This is a genomic window from Novosphingobium pokkalii, assembly GCF_014652855.1.
In the GTDB taxonomy this organism is placed as follows: domain Bacteria; phylum Pseudomonadota; class Alphaproteobacteria; order Sphingomonadales; family Sphingomonadaceae; genus Novosphingobium; species Novosphingobium pokkalii.
The window spans coordinates 51,014-68,602 of sequence record NZ_BMZP01000006.1; the positions used below are offsets into that span (position 1 = coordinate 51,014).

Below are 17,589 nucleotides of genomic sequence, written 5' to 3' on the forward strand. Positions count from 1 at the left end.
AGGGCAGCGCCAGCCGGCTGGACGGGGAGGGCCGCGTCAGAAGTTGACGCGGAAGCCGGCCGAATAGCGGGCATAGCCGCTGGAGGCGAAGAACACGTTGTTGTCCGACCGCAGGTGGCCCCGGCGGCCCTGGTTGGTCAGGTTGATGGCATCGGCAAAGACGGTGAAGCCCTTGCGGAATTCCCAGCTCGCGCTGGCATCGACCTGGCCATAAGGCTCGACGTAATAGGGGTTGGGGCCGGTGCCCGAGAGGAACTGCGCGCGCCAGTTGTAGGCCACGCGCGCCTGGATCCCGTGCTTGTCGTAGAACAGCACGGCATTGGCGCTGTCGGACAGGCCAGTCAGCGCGAACTGGGTCACGCTGGACGGCTTGGTGTTGTCATACGTCGCATCGCCGCGCACGATCGTGTAGTTGAGGATCGCGCCGAACCCGGTGTTCCAGAACGAATGCTGGATGGCGAATTCCCAGCCATAAAGCCGCGCCGTCTGCGAGGAATTGACCGGCGTGGTGATCTGGAAATTGACCGCGGCATCCTGCGGGGTGCCGAAGATGTTGCCCGTCAGGTTGCCGCTCGCATCGGTGCCGGTGATCTGCGAGGATTCCGGATAGTGCTGGAAGATGTAGTTGCGGATCGCCGCGGTGCTGGCATCTGCCCCCAGCGCCGCGATCGCCGCCTGGTAGCGCGGACCGCTCGCCGGGTTGGTGAGGCCGAAGGCGCTGCTGTCGATCCGGGCCGAGGAAATGAAGTTCGACACGTTCTTGTTGAAGAAGCCCACCGAGACATAGCTGGTCGGCGCGTAGTACCATTCCAGGCTGACATCGATGTTCTTCGACTTGTAGGGCATCAGGCCGGGGTTGCCCTGGCTGCCGGTGCCGCCGCCGATGCGGAAGAGCTGGTCGAGCGTACGGCCTCCCTGGAGGCTGGCATAGTCGGCACGGGTGATGGTGTGGCTGTAGGACGCGCGGAACTTCACGTTGCGCGCGGGCTGCATGTCGAAGTCGAACGCGGGCAGGAAGTTGTCATAGCTGCCGGCAAAGGTCGTGAACGCGCTGTCTCCGCCATAGATCAGGCCGAATTCGTTGGCCGAGACCCACTGCGTGCCGGTGGGCACGGGCACCAGCGCCGAAGAGGTGACGCGGGTGTTTTCATAGCGCAGGCCGGCGCGGAAGTGCGCCTCGCGGCCGAGCAGGTCGAACTTGGTGTTGAGCTGCACATAGGGCGCGATCGTGCGCTCCTTGATGCGGCGATCGACGGTGTAGGACGCCAGGCAATTGCCGGTGCCGCCGCAGATCTGGTTCTTGCTGTCGAGCAGGCTCACCATCTTTTCGAAGTTGAAGGTATAGAACTGCTTGATGATGTTGGGATCGTTGGCACCCGACAGGCCCTTGAACTTGTCCGGAACCGAAACCAGGCTGAACAGGTCGTCCGGCGTCTGGCTGGCCGGCAGCGAACCGCCCCAGGTATCGTGCTGGATATAGCCATAGGCCGAACGCACCTTGTTCTCGGTGTAGTTCGCGCCGAAATCGAGGCTGTCGATTACCCCGCTGTCGAACTGGAAGTGGCCCGAAAGCCGCGCCTCGTTGATCTCGTCGCGGAAATAGGCGTTGCGGAAGGCATTGCCGGTGGGCGTGATGTTGGCCGGATCGAGAGCGTTGACGCCCGGGTTCATCGCCACCGAGATCACCGGCAGGTCGTGGGTGAAATCGATCTTCTGGTCGGCAATGCCGAACACCGCCGTGCCCACCGAAACGCTGGTGCCATAGGGATTGTTGGGCTTGGATTCGGCGGTGGAGTGGTGCGCGTCGAGTTCCAGCGTCAGGCGGTCGATGCCCTCCCACTTGAGGTTGCCGCCGATCGAGCGGTTGATCGAGCGGTTCTCGGTGAGCGCGGCGCTGTACGAAAGGTCCTTGCCTTCATTGGCGCCGAAGTGTTCGGCATAGAACACCGGCCCGGCCACCGGGCCATCGGTCCACTGGCTCGACACGTCGTTGAAGTTGAACCAGATGCCCACGCTGTTGGTGCGCGCGCGGACGGTGTTCTGCGAATAGGTGTAGTCGAACGTGGCCGTCAACGTGTCGGTGGGGCGCAGTTGCAGCACGAGCTGGCCGTTGATGCGCTCACGATCGATGTCGGTGATGTCATAGCTGGCATTCTGCGGCACCTGGTAGACATCGTTGGGGCCGGGGCGGTTGACGATGTTGGCATAGCGCGGATCGCCCTGCTGCGGCAGCGAGCCCCAGTTGTTTTCCGAGCCGAGATAGCCATCGCGCCAGCCGACATTGGCCTGGTTCACGCTGGCCTTGCGCTTTTGCCACACACCGGTGACCAGCACGCCCACCTTGCCGTCGGCAAAGGTATCGCTGAGGATGCCCGAGATTTCCGGGGTGATCGGGCTGCCCTCGTTGCGCGAGGTATCGATCATGCCCTTGATCGCCAGGCTGCCGTGCAGGCCAGGCCGATCGAGCGGGCGCGGGGTCTTGATGTTGATGGTCGAGCCGATGCCGCCGGTGGGCAGCGTGGCCCGGCCCGACTTGTAGACTTCCACTCCGGCCACGCCTTCGGAAGCGAGGTTGGCGAAGTCGAAGCTGCGCGTTGCCGGCGCGCTGGCACCGTCACCCAGGCTGGACGTGGGCATCTGGCGGCCGTTGAGCAGCACCAGGTTGAATTCCGGGCCAAAGCCGCGAACCGTGACGGTAGAACCTTCGCCGTTGGAGCGATCGATCGACACGCCAGTGATGCGCTGGAGCGATTCGGCGAGGTTGGTATCGGGAAACTTGCCCATGTCTTCGGCCGAGATCGCATCGACCACGCCCTGGGCACTGCGCTTGATATCGGCGGCGGCCGAAAGGCTGGCGCGAATGCCGGTGACGACGATTGCGTTTTCCGGCTCTGGCGCGGCAGCCTGACCGGAAGCATCCTGGGCCATGGCCGGCGCAGCGGCCAGCCCCATGGCCATGACCGAAGCCCCCCACACCAGGCGCGCGCGCAGAGAATGGCAGCTTGTGCTCATCAGATCCCTCTCCCCGTTTTCACTCCGTCGCTTGGGCGACCGGTTTGTGAACGTTCTCAACTGGAGCGACGAATGCGCGTGAACGTTCACTTTGTCAAGCGTCTGCCGACATCATCCGTGACAAAGCGAAACGGGCTATGCTGCGGTCAGCCGAAGGCGCGACGCGGCGGGGCAGCCCGATCGTGGTCGGGCCGGCCGCGATCGGGCGTGCCGGGCTCGAACACCGTGGCGGAAATGCGATCGCGCCCCTCCCGCTTGCTGCGATAAAGCTGCGCATCGGCAGCGTCGATCCAGTCCTGCGCACAAGCCCCGGCCACGCAGCGGGCACCGGCGATGCCGATGCTGACCGTGACGACGGGCGCCACGCCCGAGCGCTCGTGCGGAATGCCAAGCTGGCGCACCTGGCGACTGATCTCGCCTGCCACCATCTCTGCCATGGCAACGTCGGTGGAGGGCAGCACGCAGACGAACTCTTCGCCGCCATAGCGGGCCGGCAGGTCGCTTGCCCGGCGCACCGCGCGGGTCAGCGCAGAGGCCACCATGGCGATGCAACGGTCCCCCGCCGGATGGCCATAGGCATCGTTGAACTGCTTGAAGAAATCGATGTCGAGCATGACAACCGAGAGCCATTCGCACTGGCGCGCCAGCCGCGCCGTCTCGATCTCCATGGTGCGTTCCAGGTGCCGGCGGTTGGAGAGGCCAGTCAGTGCGTCGGTCACGGCCATCTGCGCCAGGCGATCACGCAGGCGCTTGACCTCCACATGGTTGGCCACCCGCGCGCGCAGGATCGGCGGCTGCACCGGCTTGGTCACATAGTCGATCGCGCCGAGCGAGAGTCCGCGCATCTCGTCCTCGCTGTCGCCAAGGCCCGTGGTGAAGATCACCGGCACGTCGGCCAGCAGGCGATCCTGCTTGAGCGCGGCGCAGACCGCAAAGCCGTCCATCCCTGGCATCAGCACGTCGAGCAGGATCAGGTCGGGCTGGGCCGCCTTGGCCAGGTCCAGTGCCTCTTGCCCGGACAAGGCGAAGCAGACGTCATAGTCATCTTCCAGCACCGCGTTGATGATTTCGATATTCGCGATCTCGTCATCGACAATCAGCACCATGGGCCGATCCGGTGCCTGCGTGACCGACGCCAGGCTCATGCAACAGCCCCCCTCTCCCGGCCGATGGGTGCGGGGCTTTGTTCCGCTTCCAGCAGGGCCATCGCCCGGCCATAGTCCAGCCGTTCCAGGGCCAGGCGCACGGGATGGGCCTGGCGCGCCGCCTCGGGAAGGCCCAGCGCTTGCGCATAGACAGCAAAGGCCGCCCGCGCTGCCAGGCTGCGTCGCTGCACCAGATCGACCAGCCCGTCGCGCGCCTCGGTGACGGCGGCGGCATCGATCGGCGCCAGGCCGGCGGCCGTGGCAGGATGCACACCCGACGCGATCGGCGGGGCCAGGCTGCGGGCGGCGTTCACGGCCGGTTCCAGTTCGCGCCCGAGCAGTGCGATTTCCTGCTCGAGGCCAAACGTCTGCTCGGCGGCCAGCAACCGCTCGATGCGTCCGGCGACGGCCTGCACTTGCGGCAGTTCCAGCGAGCCGGCCACGCCCTTCAGCGAGTGCGCCAGGCGGCGGGCTTCGGCCAGGCGCCCCTCGTCCACCAGGCTGGCGAGCGCGCCCGGCGTAGCGGCATAGATATCGGCAAAATCGCTGATCAGCTTGAGCAGCAGGGTGCGCTTGCCGTTGACGCGCGCCAGGGCGGCGGGAATGCCGAAGGGCGGCAGATGATCGGGCAAGTGCGCTTCGGGATTGGCGACAGCACCGTTGGCCACGGGCGCGGACCAGGCCGCGTCGGCGCCCTGCCCCTCGACTGGCGGCCCGTCTGCCGGGCGCGCGCCCCGCAACAGATCGGGAACCCGCAGCCAGCGCTCCAGCGTGCGCACCAGCAGGGCGGGATCGACCGGCTTGGCGATATGATCGTTCATCCCCGCATCCAGGCAGCGCTGGCGCTCTTCCGCATAGGCATGGGCGGTCATCGCGATGATCGGCAGCGTTTGCGCGTCCCAGGTGCGGCGGATGCGGGTGGTGGCCTCGATCCCGTCCATCTCGGGCATCTGCACATCCATCAGCACGGCCGCATAGGCACCGTTCTGGGCGGCGACCATGGCACAGGCGATGCGCCCGTTTTCCGCGCAGTCCACCTCCAGCCCGGCATCACCGAGCAGTTCCATGGCGATCTCGCGGTTGATCTCGTTGTCTTCGGCCAGCAGCACGCGCGCGCCGCGCAACCGCTCGGGCAGGCGCGGCGCTTCCACCACCGGATCGGGCATCGGCACAGAGGGTGCCACGCCCGTGCCTGATCCGGCTCCGATCGGCGAGATGCCGCCCCCGGTGCGCTCGGCGCGTTCCGGGAACAGGTGGCACAGCGTCTCGACCAGGGCGCGCGGTTGCAGCGGCTTGGTCAGGAAGGCATCGACATCGGCGCGCTCGAGATCGCCCAGGAATTCATCGGCGCCATAGGCGGTGACCAGCAGCGTTGCCGGCAGGCAGCCATGCGGCACGCGGGTGCGCATGGCCTTGACCGTATCCATGCCCGAAAGGCCGGGCATCCTCCAATCGAGCAGCACCAGATCGAACGGTCGACCGGCGACCACGGCGGCCTCGATCGCGGCCAGGGCTTCCTCGCCCGAGGCGACGAGATCGACCGGCATGTTCCAGTCGGCGAACAGTTCCTGCACGATCTGGCGCGAAGCCGCATTGTCGTCGGCAGCGAGGATGCGCAGCCCGGCCAGGCCCGGTGGCGGCAGCAGGCCGGCGCGCGACAGCGACCCGGCATCGCCCAGCACCACGCGGAACGTGAATACGCTGCCCATGCCCGGCGTGCTGTCCACGGTGATGCCGCCGCCCATCTGCTCCACGATCTGGCGCGAGATGGCAAGGCCGAGACCCGTGCCGCCAAAACGCCGGGTCATCGAGCTGTCGGCCTGGGTGAACGAGGAAAACAGCGCATCGCGGGCCTGGGCCGTCATGCCGATGCCGATATCGCGCACCGCGCATTCCAGAGTGACCGTACCCTCGCCCGTGGCGACGAGGTCGATGCCGACCATCACCACACCCTTTTCAGTGAACTTGACCGCGTTGCTGAGCAGGTTGAGCAGGACCTGGCCAAAGCGCAGTTCATCGCCCACCACCATCTGCGGCACGCGCGGGCCGATTGCGGTGCGCAGCGAGACGCCCTTGGCTTCGGCATCGGCGCCAAGCATCTGCACCTGGCTTTCCACCGCGGCCCGCACGTCGAACGGCCGCGTCTCCAGCGACAGCTTGCCGGCCTCGTTCTTGGAGTAATCGAGAATGTCGTTGATCAGCCGCAGCAGCGAGGCGCCCGCTTCGGCAATGCGCGCCACATAGACCTGCTGGCGCGGGTTGAGCGCGGTGCGCTGCGCCAGATGGCAGAAGCCGAGAATGGCGTTCATCGGCGTGCGGATCTCGTGGCTCATGTTGGCAAGGAACAGGCTCTTGGCGCGCGTGGCGTTTTCCGCCTCGCGCGTGCGCTCTTCCAGCGCCAGGTTCTTGGCGCGGATTTCCTCGCCCATGGCCGTGACGCGCTGCACGGATTCGACCAGCCGGTCGCTGAGCCACACCAGCACCGCCGTCTGGAACGCAACGATGATCGCATGGAGCAGGACACGCGCAATGTTGCCCTCGCCGGGAAACACCGCATAGGGCAGCGCATAGAGCAGCACCAGGTGGTGCAGCGCCGTGGCGGTGGCCGCCATCAGGATCGCGCCGCGATCGCACCAGGCGATGGTCAGCGCCAGCATGGCAAAGAAGTACATGTGCATGTCCATCTGCCAGGCGTGGCCCTGCATCAGGAACAGCAGCAGCGCCGGTTCCCCCACCAGCGCGACGGCAGACAGGTAGCGGGTGGCGCGGGCAATGCCCTGCTGCCACCACATCAGGTGATAGGCCAGTGCCAGCACCGCTCCGGCCGCGCCGGCGCCGAGCGGCGACTGCCCGGCAAGCCAGGCCACCGTGACCAGCAGCGGCACGTGTGCCCAGAGCAGGACGACCAGGAAGCGGCCGAACCTTCGGCGCACGTCATCCAGTTCGGTTTCGGGCCTGTTCACAGCATCGGGCGATATCGCGATCGTCATAAGGCGGGATCTTCCTTGGCAGCGCCGAGGCAGCCCGCCAGACGTGGCGAAGCGAAGACGAACCAGACCCCTTCTCGGCGCAGTGCGGCGGCAAAATCCGCACGGGGGGACGTGGCAATGGCGATGTTGGCAAAGCGGCCCGGCGCCACGAGCGCGCCCTGCGCGCCGGCAACCATGGCCAGAGTCCGGATCTGCGAAGTGCCAGGCGGCGCGATGACCACCACTTGGCCGCCAAGGCGGGCCGGCGGAACCGAAGCCCAGGCGAGCCCGGCGACTCCAACGAGGAGCAGAGAGAGCGCCGGCAGGAGAGCGGGCAGTGGAGACCTTGACGGGACTGCATCCCCGCCCTTGCTGATCGCGGCCGCGACGCGGGTGCAGATCGCCCTGGCATTCCTGGCACGCTGGCCGACCATAGTTGCCCTCCACTGCGGCAAGCTACGGGTGGCCCATTTCCAATTGGTAAACTTTTGCGCTATCGGCCTGATTGGGCAGACAATTCAGACCCGGATCGGACAATTGCCGCCGGCAATTTTGATCCATTTTGGTAGCATTCGCCATGCCGTGCCTGGCGGCGGCCATGGCGAAATGGCCGTTTTCAGCCAACCACGCGCACCGGCACGCCCTGATAGGCGAGGCCCGGCCGCAGATGCTCGTGCTTCATCACCACGCTGCCGCCCAAGACCCGCGTGCCGGCGTCGATCACCGCGCCATAGAGCGGCACGGTGCCGGCATGCACGGTGGCGCCGGTGCCGATTCGCACCTTGTCCACCTTGAGCACGCGATCCTCGAACGTGTGCGCCTGGAAATTGGCATGGACCGTGGCGCCGTCGCCGATCTCGATCATGTCGGGATCGACCACCTGCGCAAATAGCGGCCCCAGCACCGCCCGCCGCCCGATGCGCAAGCCCATCAACCGCAGGTAGACGAGCAGCAGGAACGTGCCTTCAAGCTGTTGCAGGATGAAATTGGCATAGCGCGCCCAGGCGACGTAGACGAAATCCCAGCGGCTGCACCAGCATGACCACAAGGCGTGCTGCCCCGGCCGGACCCGCCCGATCAGGCCCCATTTCAACGCCATGACCACCAGGCACAAGGCGACCATGGTGGCCAGCGTGGCGCCGGGCACCACCACCCACGCCATCATGCCCGGCCCCGCGCCGTGCGCCGCAGCCGCACCAATCGCGGCAAACCACAACGCCCCCAGCACCAGCGGCACCACCGGCAGGGCAAAGCGCGCCAGTTCCCAGACCCAGCGGTTGACCTGGCGGATCAGCGAGGGATCGTGCGTCACGCTGCGATCGGCCTCCACCACCTGGCGGCGCGGCAGGTCGAAGCTGGGATGGCCAAAGCGCGATTGCCCGCGTGCGATCAGGCTGGCGTCGGCCACCGTGGAAATGCCCACCAGGATATCGTCGGGCAGGCGCTCGCCCGCCGGGATCACCGCATGGTTGCCCAGGAACGTGTTGCGCCCCAGGCGGATGGGCGCGACCCGCACCGTGCCCTGGCGCAGTTCCGCGCCGCCAAGATAGATGCCATCGGCAAAGAAGGTTTCAGCGCCGATCGTGACCAGTTCGGGCGTGACATCGAAAATCGTGCTGATCTCGCACTTGGCGCCCACGCGCATGCCGGCCAGGCGCAGCCAGTGCTTGAACATCAAGGTGCCCGAAAGCCACTCCCCCGCGGCAAAGACCGCGCCGGCCTTGATCCACAGGCGGATATAGCCAAGGCTCCAGCGGTCGATCACGCCGGGGCGCACCCGTCCCATCGCGCGCAGCAGCAGCGCCGACCAGAACACGTTGAGCGGCACGGCCAGCACGGTGGTGGCCAGCACCGCCGCGATCACCCGCCCATCGAGCGAGGGCGCGGCCATCCAGCGCCAGATTGCCATCGCGTCCACTTCGCCGCCCAGACACAGGCCCAGCAGCAGCAGCTCGCCCGGCAGGGCGGCAAGCGCGGCGAACAGCCCCTGCCCCAGCAGCATCAATGCCGCGTGGCGCCACGGCCCGAGGCGCGGCGCAGAGCGGGTGATCTCCGGCAGCGCCGGGGCGGGGCCGACCCGCTGTGCCGGCACGCCATCCCAGATTTCGCCCGCCGGGACCGCGCCGCCGGCATTGAGCACCGACAGCGCGGTCAGCACGCTGCCCGCGCCCAGGCGCGTGTGGCCCTCGACCCCGGCGCGCACCATCAAGGTGGCGCCTTCCTCCAGCGCGATTGGCGCCACGACGATATCGCCGCGATCGAGTTCGACCAGGCCAAGATGCGCGCCCTGGCCCAGTGAGACGTCGTCCGCCAGATCGAGCAGATCCCACCCGCCCCGGCGCAGATCGACGTTGCGGTGAATATGCACCCGCCGCCCGATCCGCGCGCCGAGCAGGCGCAGCACGGCATTGTTGAGCTCGGTTCCGGCGAGCAGCGGCCAGGGGATCAGCCGCACCGCCTGCATCACCATCCAGTGGCGCAGGTAATAGGGGCTCCACACCGGCGCGCGCAGGGGGCGGTAGCGCCCGATCGCCAGCCACTTGACGGCCACGGCAAAGGCCACCGACAGCGGCAGATAGAACAGGAAGCCGGCCAGGCCGATCAGCGGCGCGACCAGCACCAGGGTGGCAAGGCCGAGGTGGGCAAAGGCCAGTGGCGCCACCCGGAACGCGACGACCCACGAGGCCCACGAGGCTGCCAGCACGCTCAGGGCGAGCCAGCCGCCTTGCACCAGATTGGCCAGCAGCGGCCGCGCGCGCCCTTCGCGCACCAGCGGCAGCGCTGCATCGGCAGTGGATTCCACCGGTTCGGGCGCGCGGGCAGCAAGGCCACGCACGGTGCGCGCATCATAGATGTCGCTCACCGTCACCCAGTCGGTGCGCCAATCCTCGCGCAGCAGGGTGACGAGCATGGCGGCGGTGAGCGAATCCCCGCCCAGCCCTTCGAAAAAATCAGCCGTGACGGAAACGCCGTCGGGACGCCTGAGCACGTCGGCCATGGCCCCGGCAATCAGCGCCTCCAGTTCGCCATCGGGCGAAACCAGCGCTTCCTCCGCGCGGCCAGCGGCGCCGCGCTCGGTGGCAAAATGCATGGGCGGCAGCGCCTTGCGATCGAGCTTGCCGCCCACCGTGGTCGGCAGCGCGGCGATCAGGCCGATCTGGCGCGGCACCATGTACGACGGCAGGCTGGCAGCCAGTGCCTGGCGCAGCGCTTCGCCCAGCGGCGGCGCGGCGGGATCGGTGGGCACGACATAGGCCACCAGTTCGGGCACGGTGCCGCGTTCCTGCACCGTGGCACCGGCCGCGCGCACGCCATCGAGCGCGGCAAGCTGCGCCTCGATCTCGCCCAGCTCGATGCGATAACCGCGCAGCTTGACCTGGGCATCGATGCGGCCGTGGTAGAACAGATTGCCGGTCTCGTCGCGGTGGACCAGGTCACCGGTACGATAGAGCCGGCCGTGGCGCGGATGGTCGATGAACTTTTCCGCCGTCAGATCGGGGCGATGGCGATAGCCACGGGCCACCCCGGCGCCGCCCATGCACAGCTCGCCCTGGCCACCCTCGGCCGCGTCTTCCAGCGCCTCGTTCAGCACGAAGGCCTGCATGCCCGGCACCGGACGGCCGATGGTGATCGGGCCGCCCGGCACGATATCGCCGCGCAGGCAGGTGACCGCGCATTCGGTCGGGCCATAGCCATTGACCATGCGGCGCCCATCGGCCCAGAGCGCGGCGATATCGGCCGGCAGCGCTTCCCCGCCCACATAGAGCAGCTTGAGATCGGGCAGCGCGGCGCGCGGATTGCTGCATCCGCTGCTGCGCAGCAGAGTGGGTGGCGGGCAGAATACGGTGGCGCGGTGATCGGCCAGCCAGGCGACGATATCCGGCCCGGCGCGCGCGGCGGCATCGTCCATCACCAGCAGCGTGGCGCCGCTGGCCAGCGCCAGCCAGATTTCCTCGATCGAGCTGTCATAGGCGACCGACGAACCCTGGACCACGCGATCGCCCGGCCCCAGCGCGAATTCGGCAAGGTCGGACGCAACGAGGTTGGCGATCTGGCGATGCTCGATCATCACGCCCTTGGGCTTGCCCGTGGTGCCCGAGGTATAGATCAGATAGGCCAGCCGATCGGGCGCAACCACCGGCAGCGGCATGCCCTGAGCAGGCGCTTGCGCGAGCATTTCGGCCGGATCGGCCACCCGCGTGTATTCTTTCGCCAGGTGCGACAGGCGGGCATGGGCTGCCGGTTCGGCCAGCACCAGCGCCGGATCGGCATCGTCCAGGATATCGGCGACGCGGCCATCGGGAAACGCGGGATCGAGACAAGTAAACGCGCAGCCGGCCTTGAGCACGGCGAGTTGCGCCAGATAGAGCAGCGGCGAGGTGCGCGGCAGGTGCAGCGCGACCACCGGTTCCGCGTGGTCGGGCAAGTCTTGCGGCAGCACGGCCAGAATCGCCCGCGCCAGGGCATCGCTTTGCGCGGCCAGATCAGCGTAAGTGATCGCCTGGTCGATATCGCGGCCCTTGCCGGCCGGCACGAAAATCGCGCAGGCCTGCGGGCTGCGCGCGGCGGCCGTGGCCAGGAAACCGTGCAGTGTCATGTCGTGTTGCAATTGCTGTCCGCCCATAATCGCCCCCTAGCGCTCATGTTGCAGCGGTCAATCGGGAAGCCTGCACAAAATCGACGGAATTCGTGCCGCAGAGCGTGCCGGTTCCGCGCTCGGCCGCGCGGGTTCGACCCAAGGTACAATTGCCGGATGGGGGCGGGTTTGCGCATCCTTGGCCCTAACGCGGATCGGTCCGCCGGGCGCAGTGCCCGTCGCAGCATCGAACACGCACCGTTCATTGCCTTAAAGCATACGCAAGGAGAGGCCCCATGTTGCAGGAAGCCATGACCAAGTTTTCGGCGCAAAGCCCGATCAAGGCCAAGTTCGACAACTTCATCGGAGGCAAATGGGTTGCTCCGGTTCGGGGCCAGTATTTCGACAATGTCTCGCCGGTCACCGGCAAGCCGGTGTGCCAGGTGGCGCGCGGCACGGCCGAGGACATCGAGCTGGCCCTCGATGCCGCGCACAAGGCGCGCGAGGCCTGGGGCCGCACCTCACCCGCCGATCGCGCCAACATCCTGCTCAAGGTGGCGCAGCGGATGGAAGACAACCTCGACATGCTGGCGATGGTCGAAACCATCGACAACGGCAAGCCGATCCGCGAGACGACCGCAGCCGACGTGCCGCTGGCGATCGACCACTTCCGCTATTTCGCCGCATGCGTACGCAGCCAGGAAGGCACGCTGGGCGAAATCGACCACGACACTGTCGCCTATCACTATCACGAGCCGCTGGGCGTGGTCGGCCAGATCATTCCGTGGAACTTCCCGCTGCTCATGGCGGCGTGGAAGCTGGCCCCTGCCCTGGCCGCCGGCAACTGCGTGGTGCTCAAGCCCGCCGAACAGACGCCGATGTCGATCCTGGTGCTGGCCGAACTGATTGCCGACATCCTGCCCGAAGGCACGCTCAACATCGTCAACGGCTTTGGCATCGAGGCGGGCAAGCCGCTGGCCACCAGCAAGCGCATCGCCAAGATCGCCTTCACCGGCGAGACCTCCACCGGCCGTCTGATCATGCAATATGCCAGCGAAAACCTGATCCCGGTGACGCTGGAACTGGGCGGCAAGAGCCCCAACATCTTCTTTGCCGACGTGATGGACGCCGACGACGACTATTTCGACAAGGTGCTCGAAGGCTTTGCCATGTTCGGCCTGAACCAGGGCGAAGTGTGCACCTGCCCATCGCGCGCGCTGGTGCAGGAATCGATCTATGAAAAGTTCATGGAACGCGCCGTGGCCCGCGTGCAGAAGATCCGCCAGGGCAGCCCGCTCGATCCGGCCACGATGATCGGCGCGCAGGCTTCCAACGAGCAGCTCGAAAAGATCCTGTCCTATATCGACATCGGCCGCAATGAAGGCGCCAAGGTCTTGACGGGCGGCAGCCGCGCCACGCTCGGCGGCGACCTGGCCGATGGCTATTACGTGACGCCCACGATCCTGGAAGGCCACAACAAGATGCGCGTGTTCCAGGAGGAAATCTTTGGCCCCGTGCTGGCCGTCACCACGTTCAAGGACGAAGCCGAAGCCCTGGCCATCGCCAACGACACCCAGTTCGGCCTGGGCGCGGGCGTGTGGACCCGCAACGGCAACCGCGCTTATCGCTTTGGCCGCGAAATCCAGGCCGGGCGCGTGTGGACCAACTGCTATCACCTCTATCCCGCGCACGCCGCGTTCGGGGGCTACAAGCAGTCGGGCATTGGCCGCGAAACCCACAAGATGATGCTCGATCACTATCAGCAGACCAAGAACCTGCTGGTCAGCTACAGCACCAAGGCGCTCGGCTTCTTCTGATCGGGCCGCGACGAAAGGCACCCCCGGCGGACATCTGGGGTGCCTGTTCCGGGGCGGGTGTCGCAAGGCGCCCGCCCTGTTTCGTTTGCCCCGTTTTTGTTCGCCAAGGTAAGCGCAATGCCCGAGCTTCCGCCCCGCGTTCTTTCCACCCCCGCCGCCGATGCGTGGATCGCGCGGCTGACGGCGGCGCACGGCCCGCTGATGTTTCACCAGTCGGGCGGGTGCTGCGACGGTTCGGTGCCGATGTGCTATCCGCGCGGGGAGTTCAAGGTGGGCGGGCAGGATGTGCTGCTGGGCCACGTCGCCGGAGACGTGCCGGTGTGGATCGGCGCGCCGCAATTTGAATATTGGCGCCACACCCAGGTCATTCTTGACGTTGCGCCGGGGCGCGGAGCGGGCATGTCTCTGGAAACGCCCGAGGGCATCCGCTTCCTGACGCAATCGCGCCTGTTCACCGATGCCGAGGCGCAAGCCCTGGACGCCGCCGGCGAACCGCCGCGCGGGCAATCCTGAGCGCGCCCTCAGATTTTTGTGCCACAGCCCTTTCGCATGCCGGCCGAAGCATTGTATTGTGACACTGCCTTGCTAGAAACAAAGCAGCCATAACAAGACAATATCGGCGATGGGAGAGTGCCGTGGATATTCGCACCTGCGAGGTTGGCGTGGCATCATCCCATGCATCCGATCCCTTCGAGGCCTTTGCCCAGATGGGCCGTACCATCGACCCGGAGCATCTCGCCGGCGCGGTCATGTTCTGCTCTCACCGCTATGACCGCGAGGCCTTGGCCCGCGCCGCGCGCGGCTGGGCAATGGAACGCTTTCCGATGATCGGCTGCACCAGTTCGGGCGAGCTGACCGAGGCAGGCTATGACGAGGATTCGATCAGCCTGATCGGCTTTCCCGCCGAGAGCTTTCACATGGTCAGCCACCGGTTCGACGATCTGGCCCATTTCGATGCGAGTGCGGCGCGGGCGGCCGTGCGCGATCTGGTGGCGCGGGCGGAAGTGGCCAGCGAGACGCTGGCGCTGCGCGCCATGGGGCGCCGCGTCAACCATGCCGCGCTGTTCCTGGTCGATGGCCTGTCGCACAGCGAGGAACTGCTGGCGATGACCGTGCAGGACGCCTTGGGCGAGATTCCGCTGGTCGGCGGATCGTCGGGCGACGGGCTGATGTTCAAGGAAACCGGCATCTATTCCGACGGGGCGTTTCACGCCGCCGGGGCAGTGGTGGCGATCCTGTCCACCACGCGGCCGCTGCACGTGTTCCGCCGCCAGCACTACAAGCCCGGCGCGGTGAAGATGGTGGTGACCGGCGCGGATGCCGGCGCGCGCCGCGTGACCGAGATCAATGCCGAACCGGCAGCGCAGGAATACTTGCGCCTGGTGGGCGAAATCCATGCGGGGATCGACCCGAGCCAGCCCGACACGGCGCTGTTTGCCGCCTGCCCGCCGATGGTCCGTGCCGGTGGCGACTACCACGTGCGCGCCGTGCAGACCGCCCATGCCGATGGCAGCCTGACGTTCTATTGCGCGATCGACGAAGGCATCGTGCTGACTCTGGGCGAACCGGTGGACCAGCTCGAAAGCCTGAACGCCACGATGGCGGAAATCCGCGAGGCCGTGGGCGAGATCGATCACATCATCGCGTTCGACTGCGTGCTCAACCGCATCAATGCGGAACGGCGCCAGTTGGGGCGGCCGATTTCGGAAATCTATCGCCGCCACGGCGTGGTCGGTTTCAACACCTATGGCGAACAGTTTCACGCGCTGCACGTGAACCAGACGTTCAGCGGGCTGGCCATCGGGCGATGAGCACCGCCCCGCCCGACCTGTCACAGGCGCCAGAGCAGCGCATCGCGCAGCTTGAGGAAGAACTGCGCAAGCTGCGCAAGATCAACGCCACGCTGATCGACCGGGTCGAACGGTCGAGCGACCTGTCGCACTCCGCCTTCTCGATGTTCGAGCGCGCGATCACCCTGGAGCAACTGGTGCGCGACCGCACCCGCGCGCTGGAACAGGCGATGGGCGAACTCGCCACGGTCAATGCCAAGCTGGCCCAGGCCCATGCCACGGCGGAAGCGGCGCAGATCCGCCTGCGCGACGCGATCGAGTCGATCAACGAGGGCTTTGCCCTGTTCGACGCCGAAGACCGCCTTGTGCTCTATAACGAGGCCTATACCGGCTTCTGGCCGGAAGTGGCCGAACTGCTGCCCGAAAATCCCACGTTTCACGAGATCATCAGCCTGGTGGCGCAGCAGCGGCGGCCGGCCAGTGCCCTTTCCGCGCCCGACCGCTGGGTATCGGACCGGCTGGCGCGCCATGCCGTGGCATCGGGCGGGCATGTCCAGGCGCTGTCTGATGGCCGCTGGATCCAGATCAACGAGTTGCGCACCAGCGAAGGCGGCATCGTCGGCATCTATACCGACATCACCGAGGCCAAGGCCGAAGACGCCCGCGCCCGTGCCCGCGACCTGGCCGAGCAGAACCTCGCGTTGCAGGCCTTGCTCGACAATCTGGTGGAAGGGGTCTGCATGTTCGATGCCGACCGCCGCCTCACCGCCTGGAACGGGGCGCTGCAACGCCTGCTCGGCCTGGCCGGAGACGCCAGCACCGCACTGGGCCAGCACGCGGACCTGGTGCGCTTCTGTACGCAGAACCTGGCGATGGACGGGGCTGATGTGCTGGCCTGGCGCACCGAGGCCGAAGGCACCGTGCGCAACCGCCTGTGCCAGGTGGGCGAGCGCATCTGGGAAGTGCGCACCACCGCCACCGCGCTGGGCGGCATGGTCGTGGGTTTCCTCGATGTGACCGAGCCGACCACCGCGCGGCAAATGTTGCAAGACACCGCCGAGACGCTGGAACGCCGCGTGGCCGAGCGCACCACCGAACTGACGGCGCTGAACCGGCGGCTGGCCTCGGAAGTGACCGAACGCCGCGCGATCGAGGCCCAACTGCTGGAGGCCAAGACCGCCGCGGAAATGGCCAACCGATCCAAGACCAGCTTTCTGGCGGCGGCCAGCCATGACTTGCTTCAGCCGCTCAATGCCGCGCGGCTGTTCATCGCCGCGCTCACCGAACGGCGCCTGGCCCTGCCCACGCGCGCGCTGGTCAACCAGGCGTCCACCTCGCTCAATTCGGTGGAAGACCTGCTGGAAACCCTGTTCGAGATTTCGCGGCTCGATGCCGGGGCGATCACGCCCAACCTCACCGACGTGAACCTGGCGGCGCTGCTGGCCACCTTGCAGACCGAATTTGCCCCCTCTGCGCGGGCGGCCGGGCTGACGTTTACCGTGGCGGCCGAGCCCGTCTGGGTGCGCAGCGACGCGCGCCTGTTGCGCCGCATCCTGCAAAACCTGGTGTCCAACGCGATTCGCTATACCGCGAGCGGGCAAGTGCGCGTCAGCACAGACTGCCCGGCGCCGGGACAAGTGCGGATCAGCGTGGCAGACACCGGGCCGGGCATCCCCCACGACCAGCAGGAGCGCATCTTCGAGGAATTCCGCCGCCTGGACCACAGCCACCGCATCCCCGGCAAGGGGCTGGGCCTGGCCATCGTGCGCCGCGCCACGGCCATGTTGCAGCATTCGCTGGAACTGACGTCCGACACCGGCGCGGGCGCCTGCTTTGCCGTGACCGTACCGCTGGGCGAAAGCCAGGCCGATACCGCCCCGGTCCCGGCCAAGCCGACGCGGGACCGCGCCATCCAGGGGCGACGCATCCTGGTGATCGACAATGAAACCCAGATCCAGCTTGGTATGGAAACGCTGCTCACCGGCTGGGGCTGCCAGGTTCTGGTCGCCGGCAGTGGCCCGGCCGCGATCGACCGGCTCGGGGCCGACGCGCCAGACGTGATCATCGCCGATTTCCACCTCGACCATGCGGAAACCGGCGACCAGGCAGTGCACGACGTGCGCGCCAGCCTGGGCCGCAGCGTGCCCGCGATCATCATTTCGGCCGACCGCAGCGAGGAATTGAAAGAGCGCCTGTCTGGCCAAAAGCTGCCGCTGCTGGGCAAGCCGGTCAAGCCGGCGCAACTGCGCGCGCTGTTGCAGACAATGATGCACTGAACGG

9 protein-coding genes are annotated in these 17,589 nt (G+C 67.1%); 4 read left to right on the forward strand and 5 right to left on the reverse strand.

Features of this window, described 5'->3' with window-relative positions:
- Positions 1-36: 36 nt before the first annotated feature.
- The 5 genes from IE191_RS07920 to IE191_RS07940 all read right to left on the reverse strand — a co-directional run bounded on the left by IE191_RS07920 (position 37) and on the right by IE191_RS07940 (position 11,723).
- Entirely contained in the window at positions 37-2,958 is a 2,922-nt protein-coding gene (locus IE191_RS07920; RefSeq protein WP_444544237.1) for a TonB-dependent receptor, read from the reverse strand.
- Positions 2,959-3,158: 200 nt separating this feature from the next.
- On the reverse strand, positions 3,159-4,157 hold the full coding sequence (locus IE191_RS07925) for a diguanylate cyclase (RefSeq protein ID WP_229815187.1): 999 nt from the start codon (positions 4,155-4,157) through the stop codon (positions 3,159-3,161).
- Entirely contained in the window at positions 4,154-7,147 is a 2,994-nt protein-coding gene (locus IE191_RS07930) for a response regulator (protein WP_191323840.1), read from the reverse strand. Before IE191_RS07930 ends, IE191_RS07925 begins: the two co-directional genes overlap by 4 nt.
- A complete protein-coding gene (locus IE191_RS07935) occupies positions 7,144-7,560 on the reverse strand; it encodes a hypothetical protein (protein ID WP_191323841.1) in 417 nt (138 codons plus the stop codon). The genes IE191_RS07930 and IE191_RS07935 overlap by 4 nt, the downstream gene beginning before the upstream one ends.
- A 182-nt stretch (positions 7,561-7,742) precedes the next feature.
- On the reverse strand, positions 7,743-11,723 hold the full coding sequence (locus IE191_RS07940) for a non-ribosomal peptide synthetase (protein ID WP_191323842.1): 3,981 nt from the start codon (positions 11,721-11,723) through the stop codon (positions 7,743-7,745).
- 275 nt (positions 11,724-11,998) lie between these two features.
- Between IE191_RS07940 and adh the strand changes: the two genes are divergently transcribed.
- From adh to IE191_RS07960, 4 genes are all read left to right on the forward strand, one after another.
- Entirely contained in the window at positions 11,999-13,519 is a 1,521-nt protein-coding gene (gene adh / locus IE191_RS07945) for an aldehyde dehydrogenase (RefSeq protein ID WP_191323843.1), read from the forward strand.
- Between the two features lie 117 nt (positions 13,520-13,636).
- Positions 13,637-14,032 carry a DUF779 domain-containing protein gene (locus IE191_RS07950; RefSeq protein ID WP_191323844.1) on the forward strand — a complete coding sequence of 132 codons (396 nt, stop codon included), beginning with the start codon at positions 13,637-13,639 and terminating at the stop codon, positions 14,030-14,032.
- Positions 14,033-14,154: 122 nt separating this feature from the next.
- A complete protein-coding gene (locus IE191_RS07955) occupies positions 14,155-15,330 on the forward strand; it encodes an FIST N-terminal domain-containing protein (protein ID WP_373299264.1) in 1,176 nt (391 codons plus the stop codon).
- Positions 15,327-17,585: a hybrid sensor histidine kinase/response regulator gene (locus tag IE191_RS07960; RefSeq protein ID WP_191323845.1), complete on the forward strand. Its 2,259-nt coding sequence runs from the start codon at positions 15,327-15,329 to the stop codon at positions 17,583-17,585. The genes IE191_RS07955 and IE191_RS07960 overlap by 4 nt, the downstream gene beginning before the upstream one ends.
- Positions 17,586-17,589: the final 4 nt, after the last annotated feature.